The sequence below is a fragment of the Streptosporangium sp. NPDC001559 genome (assembly GCF_042893955.1).
Lineage (GTDB): Bacteria > Actinomycetota > Actinomycetes > Streptosporangiales > Streptosporangiaceae > Streptosporangium.
Genome location: NZ_JBIAVG010000018.1, coordinates 33,761 through 51,702, shown reverse-complemented (window position 1 = coordinate 51,702; position 17,942 = coordinate 33,761). Strand labels below are relative to the sequence as shown.

Below are 17,942 nucleotides of genomic sequence, written 5' to 3'. Positions count from 1 at the left end.
GGGCCGGGGTCAGCGTCCCGGCGTCGTGTTCCTTCCGCCGAGGTGCCGGGCGAGGAAGCGCTCGGCGGCGGCGTAGAAGGTCAGCCGGTTGCGGGGGTTCACGAACCCGTGCCCCTCGTCGTCGAAGAGCAGGTACTCGTGCGCAACGCCCTTCTCCCGCAGGGCCGCGACGATCTGCTCGGACTCCTGGGGACGCACCCTCGGGTCGTTGGCCCCCTGGGCGATCAGGATCGGGATCCGGATGTCCCCGACGCGGGAGAGCGGGGACCGCGACCACAGGAGATCGGCCTGGGTCTCCGGGTCGCCGATGTACCGCTTCAGCCGGGCGAGTACCGGCCCCCAGTACGGCGGGACGGACTCGACGAAGGTCAGCAGGTTCGAGGGACCGGCCACGGAGACGGCGCAGCGGAACTCCTCCGGGGTGAAGGCGGCGCCGACCAGGGCCGCGTACCCCCCGTACGAGGTGCCGTATACGCCGATCCTGTCCGGGTCGGCGAAGCCCCGCGCGGTGACCCACCGCACCGCGTCGATCAGGTCGTCGTGCATGCGGGCGCCCCACTCGCCGGAACCGGCGTTGAGGAAGTCCTTGCCGTACCCGCTCGAACCGCGGAAGTTGACCTGGACACAGAGGTAACCCCGGGTGGCCAGCCACTGTGACTCGACCCGCAGACCCCAGCGGTCGCGGTCCCACGGCCCGCCGTGCACGTTGAGTACGGCGGGCAGCGAGCGCCGGTCGAGGCCCGGAGGGAAGGACAGGTAGCCGTCGATCGTGAGCCCGTCCCTCGCGGTGAAGGAGAAGGGCTCCATCCGGGCCAGCGGGTACCGCGCGAACTCCGGCTGGTGGGTGAACAGGAGTTCCGTCTCCCCGCTCTCACCGTCGTAGACGTGGTAGCCGGCGGGGGCGTCGTCGACGTTCTCCTGCACCAGCCATGTCCGCCCCGTGCCGTCCCGGCCGAGGGGGATCATGTCGCCGTCGCCGATCGCGCGGATCCGCGCCACGTCGTCGGCGACGGCCGGGTCGAGCGCCTCCAGGTGGTTGCGCTCGCGTTCGACGACGACCAGGTCGGCCTGGCGCGTCAGCGGGTGCAGGTTCACCGTGCGCACGTCGTGGCGGGGGTCCTGGTAGAGAACCTCGGCGACTCCGGTGGCCACGTCCAGCCTGAGCAGCCGGGTCGTGTTGGAGTCCACGGACGACAGGACGAGAAGGCTCAGGCCGTCGTCGGTGAACCCGATGGCCTGCGAGGTCATGGAGTCCTCGTAGTCCATCACGTGCAGGGTCCGCCAGTCCGCCTCCTCGGTGTCCCGGACCATGATCGACGAGCCGCCGTCGGGGGCGAAACCACGCGCTCCCCTGATCCGTAGCTCGCGGTCGGCGATCCAGCCGGAGAAACCGGTGTTCTCCGCGACGAGCGAGGGTTCGCCGCCCGCGAGGTCGACCCGGTACACGTCGTGCCGCCTGGGATCCCTCAGGTTCATCCCCACCAGCACGTACCGGGGGACGCGCCGGTCGATCCCGACGATGTAGGCGCGTACGCCGTCGAAGGGGGTCAGGTCGCGGGTGCCGCCGCCGACCAGGTCGACCGCGTGGACATGGGTCTGCTCGTCGCCTTCGTGATCGCTCATGTACAGCAGGTGGCGGCCGTCGTGCGCCCAGCAGAAGCCGAGGATGCCCCGGCCGTGGTTGTCGGTGACCGGGGAGAAGTCCTTCCCCCTGAGGCCGGCCCAGATGTTGAGCACCCCGTTGTGCGGGGCGAGGTAGGCGATGTGGGTTCCGTCAGGCGACAGCGCGGGGCTCAGGTACGCGGGCTCGCCGAACAGCAGGTCGAGAGGGATCAACTGGGCGTCGGTCATCGTCTTTCCTCAGGGGTCTGTGGGGTTTCCTGGTCCGCTGTGCCGACGTACGCGGAGGCCTGCATGGTGAAGAGCCCGTGGTAGTCGCCCTCCAGCTCCATCAGCTCGGCGTGGGTGCCCTCCTCGGAGATCCGGCCCTCCTTGAAGACCAGGATCCGGTCGGCCCGGCGAACGGTGGAGAGGCGGTGTGAGACGTAGACGGCCGTACGCCCCTCTGAACGGCGCCGCAGGTTCTCGAACAGCTCGTACTCGCTGTGCGGGTCGAGGGCCGAGGTCGGTTCGTCGAGCAGCAGGATCGGCGTGTCCCGCATGAAGGCCCGGCCGAGCGCCACCTTCTGCCACTCACCCCCGGACAGGTTGACGCCCTGGTCGAACCACTTTCCCAGGGGGGTGTCGTAGCCCGAGGGCAGCCCGGTGATCAGCCCGTCGGCCCCGCTCCTGGCCGCCGCGCCCTCGATCCGGGGACGGTCCTCGACGTGCCCGACGTCGCCGAGGCCGATGTTCTCCGCGGCGGTCGCCTGGTAGGTCACGTAGTCCTGGAACATGGCCGCGACGGTGCTCCTCAGCTCCTGGGGGTCCAGCCGGCGGATGTCGACACCGTCCAGCAGGACGCGGCCCTCGTCGGGGTCGTACAGGCGGCAGATCAGATTGACGGCGGTGGTCTTGCCCGCCCCGTTGCGGCCGACCACGGCGATGGTCTGGCCTGGTTTGACCTCGAAGCTGACGTCCCTCAGGGCGGGCTGCCCCGCCCCGGGGTAGGTGAAGGTCACGTGCTCGAACACGATGTGGCCGTGTACCGGTGTGGGCAGCGGCCGGGGGTTCTCCGGGAGGGCGGCAGAGGGCGTCGCCAGCAGTTCGTACAGGGTGCCGAGATAGAGGTTGTTCTCGTACATGCTTGAGGTGTTCTGGAACAGCCCCTGGACGGCCGTCTGCAGGGAGGCGGCGGCCGCGGTGTACAGCGCCAGGTCCCCCAGGGTGCGCTGCCCCGAGGCCGCCTGCAGCGCGATGAAGAGGTAGATGAGGGACCCCGTCAGGGTGCTGATCAGCCCCCAGGCGCCGCCCGCCAGGTAGCGGGTGACGACCAGGCGGCGCTGACGCTCGTAGAAGACCCCGCCCAGGGCGCGGAAGCGGTCGACGAAGTAGGAGCCAAGGCCGAAGAGCCTCACCTCCTTGGCGAAGGCGTCGGTGGTCACCAGGGTGTTCAGGTACTGCATGCGGCGGCGGATCGGGGAGGCCCACAGCGAGATGACGAAGCCGCGCATGCCGTACCGGGAGTCGGAGACGAAGGCGGGGATGGGCGCGAGCAGGGCGGCCAGGGCGAGGAAGGGGTTCAGTGAGGCCAGCAGCGCGACCACCCCGGCGAAGGAGATGGCGTTCTGGACCAGCCCGAAGGCGCTTGCGATCATGGTGACCGGGCGGGTCGCGGCCTCCTGCTGGGCCTGCCGCAGCAGGTCGTAGGAGCGGGCGGTCTCGAAGAACCCCAGGTCCATCCCGTTCGCGTGGACCATGACCTTGAGCTGGACGGTCTGCGTGAGCCTCTCCTGGAGGAGCTGCCTGGTGATCGTCATGACCACGTTCGCGAGCGCCATGACGACGAAGACCAGGAACTGGACACCGGCCAGGATCACGACGGCGGACGTCGTGGTCGTCTCGGGCGCCGGACCGGGCAGGGGAAGGTTCAGGGCGGTCACGTCCGGCAGCCCGGCCGCGCGCACCTGGATGGCCCGCACGATCGTGTCGGTCAGGAGCCCCGCCGTGTACGCCGTGGCGGCGGGCGTCAGCCCGGCGACGACGGTGGCCGCCGCCAGCGCCACGGTCAGCCGGGGACCGGCCTGCCAGGCCAGGTGGAACACACGGGGCAGGCCGCTGATCGTCCCGGTGACCGTACGGCGCAGGCGTCGCAGCCGGGCGTGGAGGCCGCGTTCACCGTCGTCCGGGGGTGGTTCCGGGATGTCGGGGGAGCCGCTGAGCCCGCTCTGGCCGACGCTCGACACCCCTTTGCCTGATTTCTCGGAATAGACGAACTCCATGGGTCTCCGGCTCCGCGTCGCTGTGTCGTCCTGCCGGACCGGTCCGGCGGAGATCGTCCCGGTGGGCACGCCGCGGCGCGCCCACCGGGAATCGGATCGGGGTGATCTCAGGCGAGCGTCAGGAAACCCTCGCGGAGCAGCCGGCGGGTCAGGACCATCCGTCCCGCCTCGTCGAGCGCTCCCGGAATGCCCGCGCCGGTGAACTCGTCGACGGTGCCGAGGAAGTTCAGCTCGTCCTCGACGTGCGCGGGGAAGCTGACCACCTTGCCGTGGAAGGTGAGCATGACCTGCTCACCCTCCCTGGCCAGGTGCCACAGCAGGCCGGGCCGCCGGCGCAGCGGGGTGGTCACGTCGATCGCCCCCACCGCCTCCAGATCCTGGAGGTGGCCCAGCAGGGCGGGCTGCCTGCGCCGCAGCACGGTCCTGGCCGCCTCCTCGACGACCGCGTCGGCCGAGAGGGCACCGCGCAGGTCGTCGAAGAGCCCGCTCAGACGCTCCTTCGCCTCCTTGCGTGTCGTCTCGTCCAGCGCGAAGCCCATCGGAAGGGCCTCCCGGAACCGGGAGTCCTCCGCGACCGCCTGGTCGACGGCCTTGCGCAGGAGGGACGCCCAGACGACGGGCACGACCCCGATCGTCAGGTGCAGGGACGCCGCCTCGTTGGCCGTGGCCGCGTGGACGGTCCCCCGCGGCAGGTACATCAGGTCGCCGGGGGACAGGTCGAGTTCGCGTGTCACGACCTCGGGGTCCTCGCCCGTGTGCCGGTAGAGCTGGGACTGCAGCGGCAGACGGGTCTGTGGCTCGTACAGGCGCCAGTGCTTGGTGCCGTAGAGCTGCAGCACGAACACGTCGTGCGTGTCATGGTGCGGTTGGAGCCCCTGTGCCCCCGCGGGAGTCAGGTAGACGTTTCCGTGGACACCGACGGTCAGCTCCGCGGCGAGCGACTGGCACACCCGCTTCAGCGGAGGCCAGCGCTCGTGCAGGAACATCAGATTGACGGTCGCGCCGTTCCGATAACTTTCGTAAAGTGCCTCAAGGCCGTTCGCCCGCCCTTCCGCCTCGTTGGGGAAAAGGTCGGAAAGTGATATCTCACGGCCATTCTCAACGAGCCGGATGTCCGTTGTGAGAAGGCTTGAGGCGGAGAGTATCTCATCGACGTCGGTCAGTGTGAGAATGTCCGCGTAGTAGTGCGGATCCTGCCTCTTCACGTAGAGAGGCTGCTTCTCAAGGTAGAGTTCCCTGAACGTTTCCAGATCGATCGGGTCGATCAGCCGGGAAAGGCCGAAGGGGGGCCGGTTCTCCGCGCCTGCCCCCCTCGGGCCCTTGTTCTCAGATGACGTCATAATTAGATGCAGGGGTCACTCGGGTCGGGGTTGCAGATGACGACACAAGGGTCGGTCGGGTCCGTGTTGCAGACCGTGAAACCCGCGTTCGAGGTGAGGACCCCCTGCGTGGTGACCGCGATGTCCTCCGACCTAAGGGTCTTTGTTTCCGCCATTTCTCTCCTCCTTGAATGTTCGCACGATTTTGCATCCGCGCTTCAGCGCTTCCCCAGTATGCATGGCGCCCTCTGGCGGAACAAGCCCTATTTCGGGCAATTCGGGAGGAGATGGATCATCGTTTAGAAATGCTTTTTTCGCGGCTCCTTATTTATTTGAACCGGTCTGTATCGGAGATCGTTGGCATCCATTAAATTTGCAAGGGTGTGGCGGGGTGAACCCTCCTGCCCCTGGCCGAATTAAAAAGGAAAGGCTTACCTAATCGCAGTGGGTGAGGTGTTACAAGTGGAGTCGGTTCCCCTTTCTCGGGCATCGTTCCGAAGTCGGGTCATCCGGTGGCGAGCGCCTGGGTCGGTGTGAGCCTGGCCGCCCTGCGCGCCGGATAGAGGCCCGCGACCGCGCCGATCAGCATTGAGGCGACGACCCCGCCGGCCAGGGCCTGGACGGGCAGGACCAACGGCCAGCCACGGGACGCCGCGTAGCCCAGCGTGACGAGGACGCCGAGCAGGACGCCGGACAGACCGCCGAGGAGGGACAGCACGACCGACTCGGCCAGGAACTGCAGCCGGATCTGACCCCGGTGGGCGCCGAGGGCGCGGCGAAGCCCGATCTCCTGGCGGCGTTCCAGCACGGAGATGACCATGGTGTTGGCCACCCCGACGCCGCCGACCAGCAGGGCGACCGCGCCCAGGCCGAGAAACAGCGAGTTGAAGGTCGAGGCGGCGGCGAGCTGGGCGGTCAGGGCGTCCGAGGGGCGGCTGACCTGGACCTCCTCGGGGTTGCGCGGGTTCACCGCGGAGGCGAGCACCTCCCTGACCGCCGTGACGGCCTCCTCGTCGGAGCGCTCGTACAGGGTGGTCGGGTGACCGTCGAACCTCAGGAGGCCCTCGGCGACCGGCCAGCCGACCAGGGCCGACCGGTCGATCTCGGGGTTGAGCGGCAGCGAGTTCAGGATGCCGATGACGGTGAACCAGTGCCCGGCGAGATAGACCTGGTCGCCGGGCTGTCCGACCCCGAGCCTGCCGGCGGCGACCGAGCCCAGCACCGTGGCCGGATACATCTCGGTCGCGGAGTTGAGGAAGACCCCCGAGCGTACGGATCCCCCCAGCGTGGTGAGCAGGTTGAGCTTGGTCGCGGCCACCGCGATCCCGCCGGTGTCCGCCGCCGGGATCTTGTCGGTACGGCGCACCGTGCCGTTCTCCACGGCGCCGACCGCGGTGACCGACCGGACCGAGGGGACACGGGCGACCATGCCCACCGACTCCACCGGCAACCTGGCGTTCTCCCCGAACAGGCTCTGACCGGGGTGGACGGTGAGCATGTTGGTCCCCAGCATCCGGATCTGGTCCAGCAGCTGCTGTCTGCTGGCCGCGCCGATGCCCAGCACGGCGACCATGGCGGCGACGCCGATGGCGATGCCGAGCGCGGAGAGGGCCGCCCGCAACGGCCGTCCGCGCAACCCCACCAGCGACACCCGGAAGACGACGGCGGCGGAGAGCCGAGCCGAAGGAGGAAGCGGTATGGAGCTCATGAGCCCTTCCCGTCGTAGTTGATCCGGCCGTCGAGGATCTCCACCCGGCGCGGCAGGCTGCGGGCGATCTCCAGGTCGTGGGTGACGATGACGATCGTGGTGCCGTCGGCGTGCAGCTCGCGGAGCAGGCTCAGCACGCCGGCGCCCGAGGCGGAGTCGAGGTTGCCGGTCGGTTCGTCGGCGAAGACGACCGCGGGACCGGCGACGAGGGCGCGGGCGACCGCGACCCGCTGCCGTTCGCCGCCGGAGAGCTCGTGCGGCCGGTGACCGAGCCGGTGGCCCAGGCCGACGCGCTCAAGGGCCGCGGTGGCGCGCCGGGCGCGGGTCCCGGCGGATACGCCCTGGTAGAGCAGCCCGGTGGCCACGTTGTCGACCGCGCTGAGGTGCGGTGTGAGGAAGAACTGCTGGAAGACGAAGCCGATCCAGCTCGCCCTGACCGCGGAGATCTGCCGGTCGCGGAGGGTCGCCAGGTCGTGCCCGAACATCCGGACGGTTCCGCTGTCGGGCAGTTCGAGCGCCCCCAGGATGTGCAGCAGGCTCGACTTGCCGGAACCCGAAGGGCCGACGACGGCCAGCAGCTCCCCGCGATGCACCGACAGCGACACCTCGCGCACCGCCGCCACCCCGCCCGGATAGGTCTTGGACACCTTCTCAGCGGTGATCACGGCGGTCATGACGACGGCACCTCGACGCGCAAGCCCTCGGTGATCCCGGGGCCGCTGACCTCGACCAGCCCGAGGGCGAAGGAGCCGAGCCGTACCGGGACGGCGTGCCCGGCGCCGGACGCGTCGACGACGCGGACCGCGTAGGAGTCCTTGCTCTGGGCGAGCAGCGCGGCCACTGGTACGGCGAGCACGTTCCGGTCCACCCTGCTGGTGAAGCTCACGGTCACCGGGGCGCCGTCCAGCCCGCCTGCGGCCTTACGCCCGGTGAGGCTCACCTCGACGGGGACGGTCGCGTCGCCGGTGGCCTGACCGGGCTGCCGGTCCTGGGCGGAGCCCGACGGGGCGGTGGCCACCGTGCTCACCCGCCGGATGCGTCCCGGCACGGTCCGCCCGCCCGGCAGGTCGACGCTCACTTTGGCGTTCTTGACGGCCAGCTGCCGCTGGTTCACCGGCAGGTCGACGTTGACGACCTGCCGGGTTCCGGTGGCCCTGACGACGACCCCGCCGGCGGTGCCGCCCGAGACGCCGGGCACGGCGGCGATCCGCAGGGCCTCCGGGGCGACGACGGCGTCGCCGGGGTTGACCACCCCGGTCTGTTCGACGCCGAGGTGACGCTGCCAGCGCCGGACGGCACGCCAGGTGGCGTAGCCGAAGTGCCTGTCGACCGTGACGTCCTGCCCGTAGCCCAGCGCCACCAGGTTTCTCTCCAGGACGGCGACGTCCTGCCCGTCGCGCACCCCCTGCCGCAGCGGGCGCCACAGCGGTGTCGCCCCGTAGAAGAGCGGTACGGAGCGCCCGTTCACGCCGTACACCCGCTGCCCCCGGCGTACGGTCCGTCCGGTGGGGGGCAGCCAGGTGAGGGTGCCTCCGCCGGCCGAGACGAGGTAGGTGCCGGAGTAGCCCAGCGTCCCGTCGATCTCCTCGTGGTCGGCGAGGTCGGTGCGGACCACCGGGGCCGTGGTCACGGTCGCCTCCCGTGGCGCCGGGGCGCGGGACGGCGGCCGCGTCACGACCACGACGGTCGCGGCCACGGCGACCGCGAGACCGGCGGCGGCCCACAGCAGGCGGCGACGGCGCCGGGGGTGCCGCTTGGCGGCGGGTCCGGGCGCGGTGCCGTCGCCGGGGGAGTCGTCGGAGGAGGGGTCCCTCATCCCGCGCCGCCGGAGGACGACGAGGACTTCTGACAGGCCATCAGCGCCTGCTGCACCTTGGGGTCGTTGAGCCGGTCGCGGATGGTGAGTCCCTGCCCCGGCTGGGGATCCGGCGCGTCGACGCCCTTCTCACGCAGGCACCGGGCGATCGCGACCATCCGATCCATGTCCTCGGAACCGCCCATCTTCTCCTGCGCCTTGACGGGCAGGTACTGCTGGCACGCCTTCATCGCGGCCTGAAGGGCGGCGGTGTTCCCCGACTTGGGGATGGTGATGGCCCCGGGCCGGTTGGGGTCGGGATCGGGCATGTTCACCCCGTTCTCCCGCATGCATCGCGCGTAGGCGACCCCCTGGTCCTGGACGTTCGGCGTGCTCGTACCGGTCTGCGCGTTCTGGCCGGAGTCCGTGCCGCAGCCCGTCAGGACCAGCGCGGCGGCGATCATCACGGCTCCGCTGAGCCGGGGAGTTCTCATGGTTTTTCGACCTTCCGTCTTTCGCGGTACGGCGCGGCCGTGAACGGCGGCGCCGTGCTCCACAGGTCTACAGACGGGGGCGTTCGGCTGACGTTTCCGTCATTGGAAACATCGGCTTTATCCACGCCGTCCTACTGTGGCGGCACACCCACCTGAGGAGAGGCGTGCCATGCGCGTGCTGATGGTCGAGGACGAGCGTGTGCTGGCCGACTACGTCGCCGACGGGCTGCGCGGAGAGAACATGACGGTGGACGTCGCCTACGACGGGACCGATGCGCTGAGACGGCTCGCCCGATCCGACTACGACGTGGTGATCCTCGACCGGGGCCTTCCCGGGGTCTCCGGTGACCAGGTGTGCGAGGAGCTCACCAGGGAGGGCAGCAGGACCAGGGTGCTGATGCTCACCGCGGCGGGCAGCGTCCGCGACCGGCTCCAGGGCTTCAGCCTGGGCGCCGACGACTACCTGCCCAAGCCGTTCGACTACTCCGAGCTGCTCGCCAGGGTGTCGGCGCTCGGCAGGCGGACCGGTACGGCGCTGCCCCCGGTGCTGCGGTGCGGCGGCCTCACGCTGGACACCTCACGGCTGCAGGCCTCCCGTGACGGGGTCCCGCTGGCGCTGTCCCCCAAGGAGTTCGCCGTCCTGGAGGTGCTGATGTCGGCTCAGGGACGGGTCGTCAGCGCCGAGGAACTGCTCGAACGGGCGTGGGACGAGAACGCCGACCCGTTCACCAGCGCCGTCCGTGTCGTGATGGCCAAGCTGAGGGCCAAGCTGGGAGACCCGCCGGTGATCGAGACCGTGCTGGGCACCGGATACCGGATCTGAGCCGTGGCGACGTCGCGCCGGGTGCCCGCACGGTGGCTCGGCCTGCCGGTCAGGGTCAGGCTCGCCGCGGTGCAGGGCGGGCTCATCCTCGCCGCGGGGACGGTCGTCATCTTCGTCGTCTACTTCCTGCTGGCACGGAGCGTCGACTCCAAGGTCAAGGTGATCTCCTTCACCAACAAGTCGACCGCGAAGCCGCCGGGCGAGTCGGTGGACGTCATCGTCTCCATGGCCAGGTCCTACACGACCGAGGCCATCGACAGGCGGCTGGCGCAGGCCCGCTACGAACTGCTGCACCAGCTGTTCACCACGTCCGCCGCCTGCCTGGCCGTACTGGTCATCATGGCCGCGCTCATCGGCTGGTGGCTGGCGGGCAGGATGCTCAGGCCGCTCAACCAGATCGCGGAGACCGCGCGGCGCCTCTGCCTGGACAACCTGCACGAGCGCATCGAACTCAGGGGGCCGGACGACGAGCTCAAAAGGCTCGCCGACACCTTCGACGACATGCTCGCCCGGATCGAGCAGGCCGCGGACAGTCAGCGTCGTTTCGTCGCCAACGCCTCCCACGAGCTGAGGACCCCCCTGGCCGTCCAGCGCACGGTGCTCCAGCTGGGGCTGGCCGGGCCGATGTCGGAGAAGGTGGTCCGGGCCAGACGGGAACTGCTGACCATCAACGAACGCAGCGAGCGGCTGATCGAGGGACTGCTGCTCATGGCGCAGAGCGACCGGGGCCTGGCGCGCAGGGAGCCCATCCCGCTCCACGAGGTCGCGGGGGAGGTCCTGGCCCAGTACACCGACGTCGCCGCCTCGGCCGGTGTGCGCACGGAGCTGAGGGCCGCGCCGGTCGAGATCTCCGGCGACCGGGTCCTCATCACGCAGCTCCTCATGAACCTGGTGCAGAACGCGATCCGCTACAACCGTCCCGGCGGTGTGGTCGAGGTGACCGTCACGGCGTCGGGCGACCTGACGGTCGGCAACACCGGCCAGGACATCCCCCCGGACAAGGTCGACGAGCTGTTCGAACCCTTCGTCCGGTTCGGCGAGGCGAGGTCCGGCCCCAGGGAGGGCGCCGGTCTGGGGCTGTCGATCGTCCGTTCCATCGTCGCCGCCCACAGCGGCGTGGTCGTCGCCCGCGCCCGTTCCGGCGGGGGCCTTGAGGTCAGCGCGACGCTGTCGGCCGCCGCGGTGGGCTGCGGCTAGCCGGGCCCGGCCGGTCGCCGGGGACAACCGAGCCGAAAGGGCGTGTCATGTCGGGTTACCTCGACGTCGGGGGCAGGTGCCTGCTCGCCGTCGTCTTCCTGATGTCGACGGTGGGCAAGGCGCGTTCCCCGGTCCTGTTCCGCGCGTTCGCGAAGTCGCTGCGGGACCTGCGGGTGCTGCCCGCGGGCCGGGAGACGGCGGCGGCCGCCCTGATCGTGGCCGCCGAGGCGACAGGCGGTGTCCTGCTGGTCTTCGACGCCACCGCGACCGGGGGAGCGCTTCTGTCCGCGGCCCTGCTGACGGTCTTCGCCGTGGTCATCGCCTGGTCGACGTCCCGGGGCGGCTCGGCCGGCTGCCGGTGCTTCGGCGCCTCGACGCGACCGCTGGGCCGTGCGCACGTCGTCCGCAACGTGCTCCTCGCGCTGGTGGCCGTCTTCGTCGCGGTGGCCGGTCACGACCAGCGGCTGCTCGCACCGGGTACGGCGGTCGCGTTCATAACCGGGGGAGCGGTGGCGCTGGTCGTCGCCCGGCTCGACGACATCGTCGATCTGTTCGGCGCGTCCCCCGATCCCCGCACGCCTCACTGAGAAGGTAGGCAGCCATGTCCGCACAGCTCGTCTTCGTGATTCCACTGGGACTGCTCGGCATCCTGAATCTGGCGCTCGTGCTGGGCGTGATCAGACGCCTGCGTGAGCACTCCAGACTGCTCGCGGCCAGGCCCGGGGAACCGGGTAAGGGGGAGACGGGCGTCGGAGCCCTTCTGCCCGCGGTGGGGAGGAGGCCCGCCGACTTCACGACCGTCACCGTGGACGGGGAGCGGATCTCGCGGGACCGGCTCTCCGGCGACACGCTGGTGGGGTTCTTCTCGGTCGGCTGTGCGCCCTGCGCCGAACTGGAGCCCGAGTTCGTACGGCGGGCCGGCGGGATGCCCGCGGGACGCGAGCAGGCGCTGGCCGTCGTCGTAGGGGAGGAGACGGGGGACACGCTCGCCTACGTGGCGAGGCTGTCCGCGGTCGCCCGGGTGGTGGTCGAGCCCGCGGGCGGCCCGGTCTCCGCCGCGTTCAACGTGACGTTCCTGCCGGTGATCTGCGTGCTGGACGCCGCCGGGGCGGTCGCGGCCTCCGGCTTCACCTTCCACAAGATCCCCGAGCCGCTGGAGCACGAGGGTTCGGGACGGAGCTGAGAGGGCGCTGGGAGCCGGTTTCCCGGCGGACCCCGGAAAGGGCTCGGCCTCCGGCCTCCGCGGGTGCCCGCGTGGTCACCAGGGCCTCCGGTGGGGGAAGGACGTCGCGCTTCCCCCACCGGACAGCCCCGAGAAGGGCTAGAGCCGCTCGACCACGTGGTCGATGCACTTGGTCAGCGCCTCGACGTCGTCGGGGTCGATGGCCGGGAACATCGCGATGCGCAGCTGGTTGCGGCCGAGCTTGCGGTAGGGCTCGGTGTCCACGATGCCGTTGGCGCGCAGGACCTTGGCGACCTCGGCGGCGTCGACCTCGGCGGAGAAGTCGATGGTGCCCACCACGTTCGAGCGGAACTCGGGAGCGGCGAACGGCGAGGTGTAGGAGGTCTTCTCCGCCCACGTGTAGAGCCGCTGGGCCGAGTCGGCGGTGCGGGCGGTGGTCCAGGCCAGACCGCCGTTGCCGTTCATCCACTCGAGCTGGTCGGCCAGCAGGAACAGCGTGGCCACCGCCGGGGTGTTGTAGGTCTGGTCCTTGACGGAGTTGTCGATCGCCGTCGGCAGGCTGAAGAACTCGGGGACGTACCGGCCGCTGCCGGAGATCTCCTCGACCCTGGCCAGCGCGGCCGGGGACATCAGGGCGAGCCACAGACCGCCGTCGGAGGCGAAGCTCTTCTGCGGGGCGAAGTAGTAGACGTCGAACTCGCTCGCCTCGACGGGCAGGCCGCCCGCGCCGGAGGTGGCGTCGACCAGGACCAGCGAGCCCTCCTCGCCGACCCGCTTGATCGGCATCGCGACGCCGGTCGAGGTCTCGTTGTGGGTGAGCGCGTAGACGTCCACGCCCTCTTCGAGACGGGCCTCGGGGTGGCTGCCCACCTCGGACTTGATCACGGTCGGGTCGCCCAGCCACGGGGCCTTCGCCACGACGGAGGCGAACTTGGAGGAGAACTCGCCGAAGTGCAGGTGCTGCGACCTCTCACGGACGAGCCCGAAGGCGGCGATGTCCCAGAACGCGGTGGTGCCGCCGTTGCCGAGGACGACCTCGTACCCCTCGGGGAGGGAGAACAGCTCCCGCAGGCCCGCGCGCACGCGCCCGACGAGCGACTTGACGGGCTTCTGCCGGTGGGAGGTGCCCATCAGGGTGGAACCGGAGGCGGCCAGAGCCGCCAGCTGCTCAGGTCGTACCTTCGAGGGCCCGCAGCCGAAACGGCCGTCGGCGGGCTTGATGTCAGAGGGAATCACGATGTCAGCCACCTGAACAGCGTACTGAGCCCGCCGTGCGATCCCGCTCGGGGTCCGTATTTCGAGACGTGCGTGGTGTCCGGAATGAGACTGAAATCACCCGATAAACACGAGACGGCTGCCGCGCGAGAGTGCGTCGCGCGACAGCCGTACGAGACTGATCGGGGGATCAGAAGGAGGCGAGGACCTCGGCGGCGCCGGGGACGTCGTTGATCGAACGCTGCGGCGGACCCACGTACTTGGCGCTGGGGCGGACCAGCCTGCCCGTGCGCTTCTGCTCCAGGATGTGAGCCGCCCAGCCCGCGGTGCGCGCGCAGGTGAACATGGAGGTGAACATGTTGGCGGGGACCTCGGCGAAGTCCAGGATGACCGCGGCCCAGTACTCGACGTTGGTGGCGAGCACCCGGTCGGGCTTACGGGCGTGCAGCTCTTCGAGAGCGGCCTGTTCGAGCGCCGCGGCGACCTCGTAACGGGGCGCGTTGAGCTCCTTGGCCGTACGGCGCAGCACGCGGGCCCTGGGGTCCTCGGCCCGGTAGACCCGGTGGCCGAAGCCCATGAGCCGCTGGCCGCTGTCCAGCTCCTGCTGGACCCACTTCTTGGCGTCGCCCAGCTTCTCGACGCCCTCGATCATGTGCAGCACACGGGCGGGGGCGCCCCCGTGCAGCGGACCGGACATGGCGCCGACCGCTCCGCTCAGCGCCGCCGCGACGTCGGCGCCGGTCGAGGCGATCACCCGGGCGGTGAAGGTGGAGGCGTTCATGCCGTGCTCGGCGGCGGACGTCCAGTAGGCGTCGATCGCCTTGACGTGCTTGGGGTCGGCCTCGCCCCGCCAGCGGATCATGAACCGCTCGACGATGCTCCCGGCCTTGTCGACCTCGCTCTGCGGGACCATCGGCAGGCTGAGGCCACGCGCCGACTGGGCGACGAAGCTGAGGGCGGTCACACTGGCGCGCGCCAGGTCGGCGCGTACCTGCTCGGCGTCGATGTCGAGCGCCTGGTTGAAGCCGTACGCGGGGGCCAGCATGGCCAGCGCGCTCTGTACGTCGACGCGGATGTCACCGGAGTGGACAGGGATGGGGTACGGTTCGGCCGGGGCCAGGCCCGGCTCGAACGTGTTGTCGACGAGCAGGCCCCACACGCGTTCAAAGGGAACGCGACCGACAAGCTCCTCGATGTCGACGCCCCGGTAACGAAGGGCGCCCCCTTCTTTGTCCGGTTCCGCGATCTCCGTCTCGAAGGCCACCACGCCTTCGAGCCCGGGTTTGAAGTCGGACATTCTCGGCCGCCTCCCTTTCTTGAAGTCAAAGCCTTGATGTCGAGATACCGGCGGGTCATATTCAACCCCCTAGGGCGCGGTGGTGTGCCGCCGGACCCGCCGGAACGCGATCGTCCCAGGTGGGGGCGGTGCGCATGCTCTCCGTCAAGCACGGGAGAATACCTTCCCGTGGATGCCACCTCGCGCCCGCCTTCGCTTGCCGGGCTTCGCCGCACCTACGAAGGTCTCCCTCTGCTTGAGGAAGATCTCGCTCCCGACCCCGTCAGCCAGTTCGCCCGATGGTTCGACGACGCCGTGGCGGCCGAGCTTCCCGAGCCGAACGCGATGGTCGTCGCGACCAGTTCGGCGGGCGGCAGGCCGACGGCCAGGACCGTCCTGCTGAAGGGCTACGACGAGGACGGATTCGTCTTCTACACCAACTACGAGTCACGCAAGGGCCGCGACCTCACGGAGAACCCCAGGGCCGGCCTGCTGTTCCCCTGGCACTCCATCCGCCGTCAGGTGAGGATCGAGGGCCACGTGGTACGGCTGCCGCGGGAGGAGTCGGCCGCCTACTTCAGGTCCCGCCCCTACGGCTCGCGCATCGGGGCGTGGGCCTCGCGGCAGTCGGCCGTCGTGCATTCCAGGCAAGAGCTCGACGAGCGCTACGCGGAGCTGGCCGAGCGCTGGCCGGAGGATCCGCCGGTGCCCGACTTCTGGGGCGGTTTCCGGGTCGTGCCGTCGGAGGTGGAGTTCTGGCAGGGCCAGCTCGACCGCATGCACGACCGTCTTCGCTACCGCCGTACGGGCGCCTCGTGGACCGTCGAACGCCTGGCCCCGTGACTTGTTACCTGGCCACTACTGATATATCCCCATATGTCCTAAGGGCTGAGGGGGATATGTGGCGGTCAGGAATCTCGTCAGGAGACTCGCGGTGGACACCCGTCCACTGCGAGTCTCGGCCTACCGGCGGCTCTGGATGGGTCAGGGCGTCTCGTTCATCGGCTTCCAGCTCACCTCGGTAGCGGTCAGCGCCCAGATCTACGGCATGACCGGCTCCTCCTTCTGGGTCGGCATGCTCGGCCCGGCCAACCTGATCCCGCTGGTCGCCTTCGGCCTGTGGGGCGGGGCCGTCGCCGACGCCGTGGACCGGCGCAAACTGCTGCTGATCGGCTCCCTGATCGCCTGGAGCGCGACGCTGGCCCTGCTCGCCCAGGCGCTCCTGCAGGTGTCGAGCGTCGGCCTGCTGCTGGCCACCGTCGCCGTCCACGCCACCGGGTTCGCCATCACGGGCCCGACCCGGGGGGCGATCATCCCCAGGCTCGTCCCCACCGAGCTCGTCCCCGCCGCCAACACCCTCAACTTCCTGGTCGGCAACCTCGGAACCGTGATCGGCCCGCTGATCGCGGGCTTCGTGCTCGCCCAGAGCGGCGTCGCCGTCGCCTACCTGATCGACGCCCTGCTGTTCGGCGTCGGCTTCTACGCCGCCGTACGGCTGCCGAGCCTCGAACCGGTCGGCGCGGTGACCAGCCCCGGCCTGCGCTCCGTCGTGGACGGCCTGCGCTACATCTCCGGCCACCCCGTGGTGATGATGTCGTTCGTCGTGGACATCATCGCCATGGCGTTCGCGCTGCCCAGGGCGCTGTTCCCCGAGATCGTCGCCGAACGCTTCGGCGGCGACCCGCTCGCGTTCGGCTGGCTCTCGGCGAGCATCTCGATCGGCGCGGTCCTCGGCGGCCTGCTGTCCGGCTGGGTCGGCCGGATCAGCCGCCAGGGGCTCGCCCTGACGTTCGTGATCGCCGCCTGGGGCGTCAGCGTCGCCCTGGCGGGACTGGTCGGCCAGCTGTGGCTGATGATCGCCCTGCTGGCCCTGGGCGGCGCCGCCGACCTGGTCTCGGCCGTCTGGCGGCAGACGATCCTGCAGACCCACGCGCCCGACGACATGCGCGGGCGCATGCAGGGCGTGTTCACGGTCGTGGTCGCCGGAGGCCCCAGGCTCGGCGACCTCAGGGCGGGCGCGACGGCCGTGTGGTTCGGCGCCACGGCCTCCTGGGTCGGCGGGGGGATCGCGTGCGCCGTGACGGTGCTCGCGGTCGGGCTGGCCGTACCGGCCTTCAGGCGTTACCGTTCCGCTGCCGCGGTGTCCAAGTGATCAGAGTGTTTGGGCAGGTTGGGAAGGATTTACCTGCCCCCGATGTTGCCATCGTTGGCCGCTGTGGGCGGATCTCGCAATAGGGTCAGAGTCCAAGGACTTCAGGTCTGTCGCTGTCCCCAGGGGAGGACGCCGCGACCGGCCTTGGAACGAGATAAGGACGGGAGGAGCCTTGACCGCACACGGCCTGATCGACACCACGGAGATGTACCTCCGCACGATCTTCGAGTTGGAGGAGGAGGGAATCACCCCTCTCCGTGCGCGCATCGCCGAGCGGCTTCAGCAGAGCGGTCCCACCGTCAGCCAGACGGTGGCCCGGATGGAGCGCGATGGCCTGGTCAGGGTTGAGGGAGACCGGCACCTGACGATGACCGACCTGGGACGCACGCTCGCCACGCGCGTCATGCGCAAGCACCGCCTCGCCGAGTGCCTGCTCACCCAGGTGATCGGCCTGCCCTGGGAGGAGGTGCACGTCGAGGCCTGCCGCTGGGAGCACGTCATGTCCGAGTCCGTCGAGGCCAGGCTGGTCACGCTGCTGAACCACCCGAAGGAGGACCCGCACGGCAACCCCATCCCGGGCCTTGAGGAATTGGGCGTCGCGGCCCAGGACGGCGCGGCCTGGCAGTCACTGCCGTCGATGGCGGCGTTGGCCGGACCCAGGGATATACCCGTTGTCGTCCGCCGAATTAGCGAACAAGTGCAAAGTGATCCGGCTGTGATGCTTAAACTCAAGCAAGTTGGGATACAACCCGGACGCGAGGTAACGCTCGCGGCAAGCGACGACGGTGTGCGGGTGACAGGTGACGACAAGGCGGAGAATACTCTGGCGGACCTCCCGCGAGACATCGCCGCGCATGTCTTCGTCTCCACCCGATGACCAAGATCTATCTGCTTGGTTG

General features: G+C 70.0%; 16 protein-coding genes. 7 read left to right on the top strand and 9 right to left on the bottom strand.

Translation table 11 applies throughout. The features are described 5' to 3' along the window. Positions 1-9 precede the first annotated feature (9 nt). From ACFYY8_RS33230 to ACFYY8_RS33200, 7 genes are all read right to left on the bottom strand, one after another. A complete protein-coding gene (locus ACFYY8_RS33230; protein WP_390047887.1) occupies positions 10-1,851 on the bottom strand; it encodes a S9 family peptidase in 1,842 nt (613 codons plus the stop codon). Then, the gene (locus tag ACFYY8_RS33225) at positions 1,848-3,881 is read right to left on the bottom strand and encodes an ABC transporter ATP-binding protein (RefSeq protein ID WP_390047885.1); all 2,034 of its coding nucleotides are present in this window, start codon (positions 3,879-3,881) and stop codon (positions 1,848-1,850) included. Before ACFYY8_RS33225 ends, ACFYY8_RS33230 begins: the two co-directional genes overlap by 4 nt. A 107-nt stretch (positions 3,882-3,988) precedes the next feature. After that, the gene (locus ACFYY8_RS33220; protein ID WP_390047883.1) at positions 3,989-4,867 is read right to left on the bottom strand and encodes a JmjC domain-containing protein; all 879 of its coding nucleotides are present in this window, start codon (positions 4,865-4,867) and stop codon (positions 3,989-3,991) included. 838 nt (positions 4,868-5,705) lie between these two features. Beyond that, the gene (locus ACFYY8_RS33215; RefSeq protein ID WP_390047881.1) at positions 5,706-6,908 is read right to left on the bottom strand and encodes an ABC transporter permease; all 1,203 of its coding nucleotides are present in this window, start codon (positions 6,906-6,908) and stop codon (positions 5,706-5,708) included. After that, positions 6,905-7,582, bottom strand: coding sequence for an ABC transporter ATP-binding protein (locus ACFYY8_RS33210; RefSeq protein ID WP_390047879.1), 678 nt, complete (start codon positions 7,580-7,582; stop codon positions 6,905-6,907). The genes ACFYY8_RS33215 and ACFYY8_RS33210 overlap by 4 nt, the downstream gene beginning before the upstream one ends. Further along, positions 7,579-8,724, bottom strand: coding sequence for a peptidoglycan-binding protein (locus tag ACFYY8_RS33205; RefSeq protein ID WP_390047877.1), 1,146 nt, complete (start codon positions 8,722-8,724; stop codon positions 7,579-7,581). The genes ACFYY8_RS33210 and ACFYY8_RS33205 overlap by 4 nt, the downstream gene beginning before the upstream one ends. Then, positions 8,721-9,197 carry a hypothetical protein gene (locus ACFYY8_RS33200; protein ID WP_390047875.1) on the bottom strand — a complete coding sequence of 159 codons (477 nt, stop codon included), beginning with the start codon at positions 9,195-9,197 and terminating at the stop codon, positions 8,721-8,723. Before ACFYY8_RS33200 ends, ACFYY8_RS33205 begins: the two co-directional genes overlap by 4 nt. A 169-nt stretch (positions 9,198-9,366) precedes the next feature. Between ACFYY8_RS33200 and ACFYY8_RS33195 the strand changes: the two genes are divergently transcribed. From ACFYY8_RS33195 to ACFYY8_RS33180, 4 genes are read left to right on the top strand one after another with little or no spacing between them, the layout of a single operon-like run. Continuing rightward, positions 9,367-10,020, top strand: coding sequence for a response regulator transcription factor (locus ACFYY8_RS33195; RefSeq protein ID WP_390047873.1), 654 nt, complete (start codon positions 9,367-9,369; stop codon positions 10,018-10,020). Positions 10,021-10,023: 3 nt separating this feature from the next. After that, positions 10,024-11,217 (top strand): sensor histidine kinase, encoded by a 1,194-nt coding sequence (locus ACFYY8_RS33190; RefSeq protein WP_390047872.1) that lies wholly within the window; start codon positions 10,024-10,026, stop codon positions 11,215-11,217. Positions 11,218-11,264: 47 nt separating this feature from the next. Further along, positions 11,265-11,804 (top strand): MauE/DoxX family redox-associated membrane protein, encoded by a 540-nt coding sequence (locus ACFYY8_RS33185; RefSeq protein ID WP_390047870.1) that lies wholly within the window; start codon positions 11,265-11,267, stop codon positions 11,802-11,804. Positions 11,805-11,818: 14 nt separating this feature from the next. Next, positions 11,819-12,400 carry a TlpA family protein disulfide reductase gene (locus tag ACFYY8_RS33180; RefSeq protein ID WP_390047868.1) on the top strand — a complete coding sequence of 194 codons (582 nt, stop codon included), beginning with the start codon at positions 11,819-11,821 and terminating at the stop codon, positions 12,398-12,400. Between the two features lie 138 nt (positions 12,401-12,538). Here ACFYY8_RS33180 and serC read toward each other — a convergent pair whose 3' ends face one another. Beyond that, positions 12,539-13,648: a phosphoserine transaminase gene (gene serC / locus ACFYY8_RS33175; RefSeq protein ID WP_362915210.1), complete on the bottom strand. Its 1,110-nt coding sequence runs from the start codon at positions 13,646-13,648 to the stop codon at positions 12,539-12,541. 157 nt (positions 13,649-13,805) lie between these two features. After that, on the bottom strand, positions 13,806-14,912 hold the full coding sequence (locus tag ACFYY8_RS33170) for a citrate synthase 2 (RefSeq protein ID WP_390047866.1): 1,107 nt from the start codon (positions 14,910-14,912) through the stop codon (positions 13,806-13,808). A gap of 168 nt (positions 14,913-15,080) precedes the next feature. On the opposite strand from ACFYY8_RS33170, the gene pdxH reads away from it, so the two are divergent. The 3 genes from pdxH (at position 15,081) to ACFYY8_RS33155 (ending at position 17,920) form a co-directional block, all read left to right on the top strand. After that, positions 15,081-15,734: a pyridoxamine 5'-phosphate oxidase gene (gene pdxH / locus ACFYY8_RS33165; protein WP_390047864.1), complete on the top strand. Its 654-nt coding sequence runs from the start codon at positions 15,081-15,083 to the stop codon at positions 15,732-15,734. Positions 15,735-15,825: 91 nt separating this feature from the next. Next, positions 15,826-17,043 (top strand): MFS transporter, encoded by a 1,218-nt coding sequence (locus ACFYY8_RS33160; protein WP_390047862.1) that lies wholly within the window; start codon positions 15,826-15,828, stop codon positions 17,041-17,043. Positions 17,044-17,215: 172 nt separating this feature from the next. Next, positions 17,216-17,920, top strand: coding sequence for a metal-dependent transcriptional regulator (locus ACFYY8_RS33155; protein ID WP_352014712.1), 705 nt, complete (start codon positions 17,216-17,218; stop codon positions 17,918-17,920). Positions 17,921-17,942 lie beyond the last annotated feature (22 nt).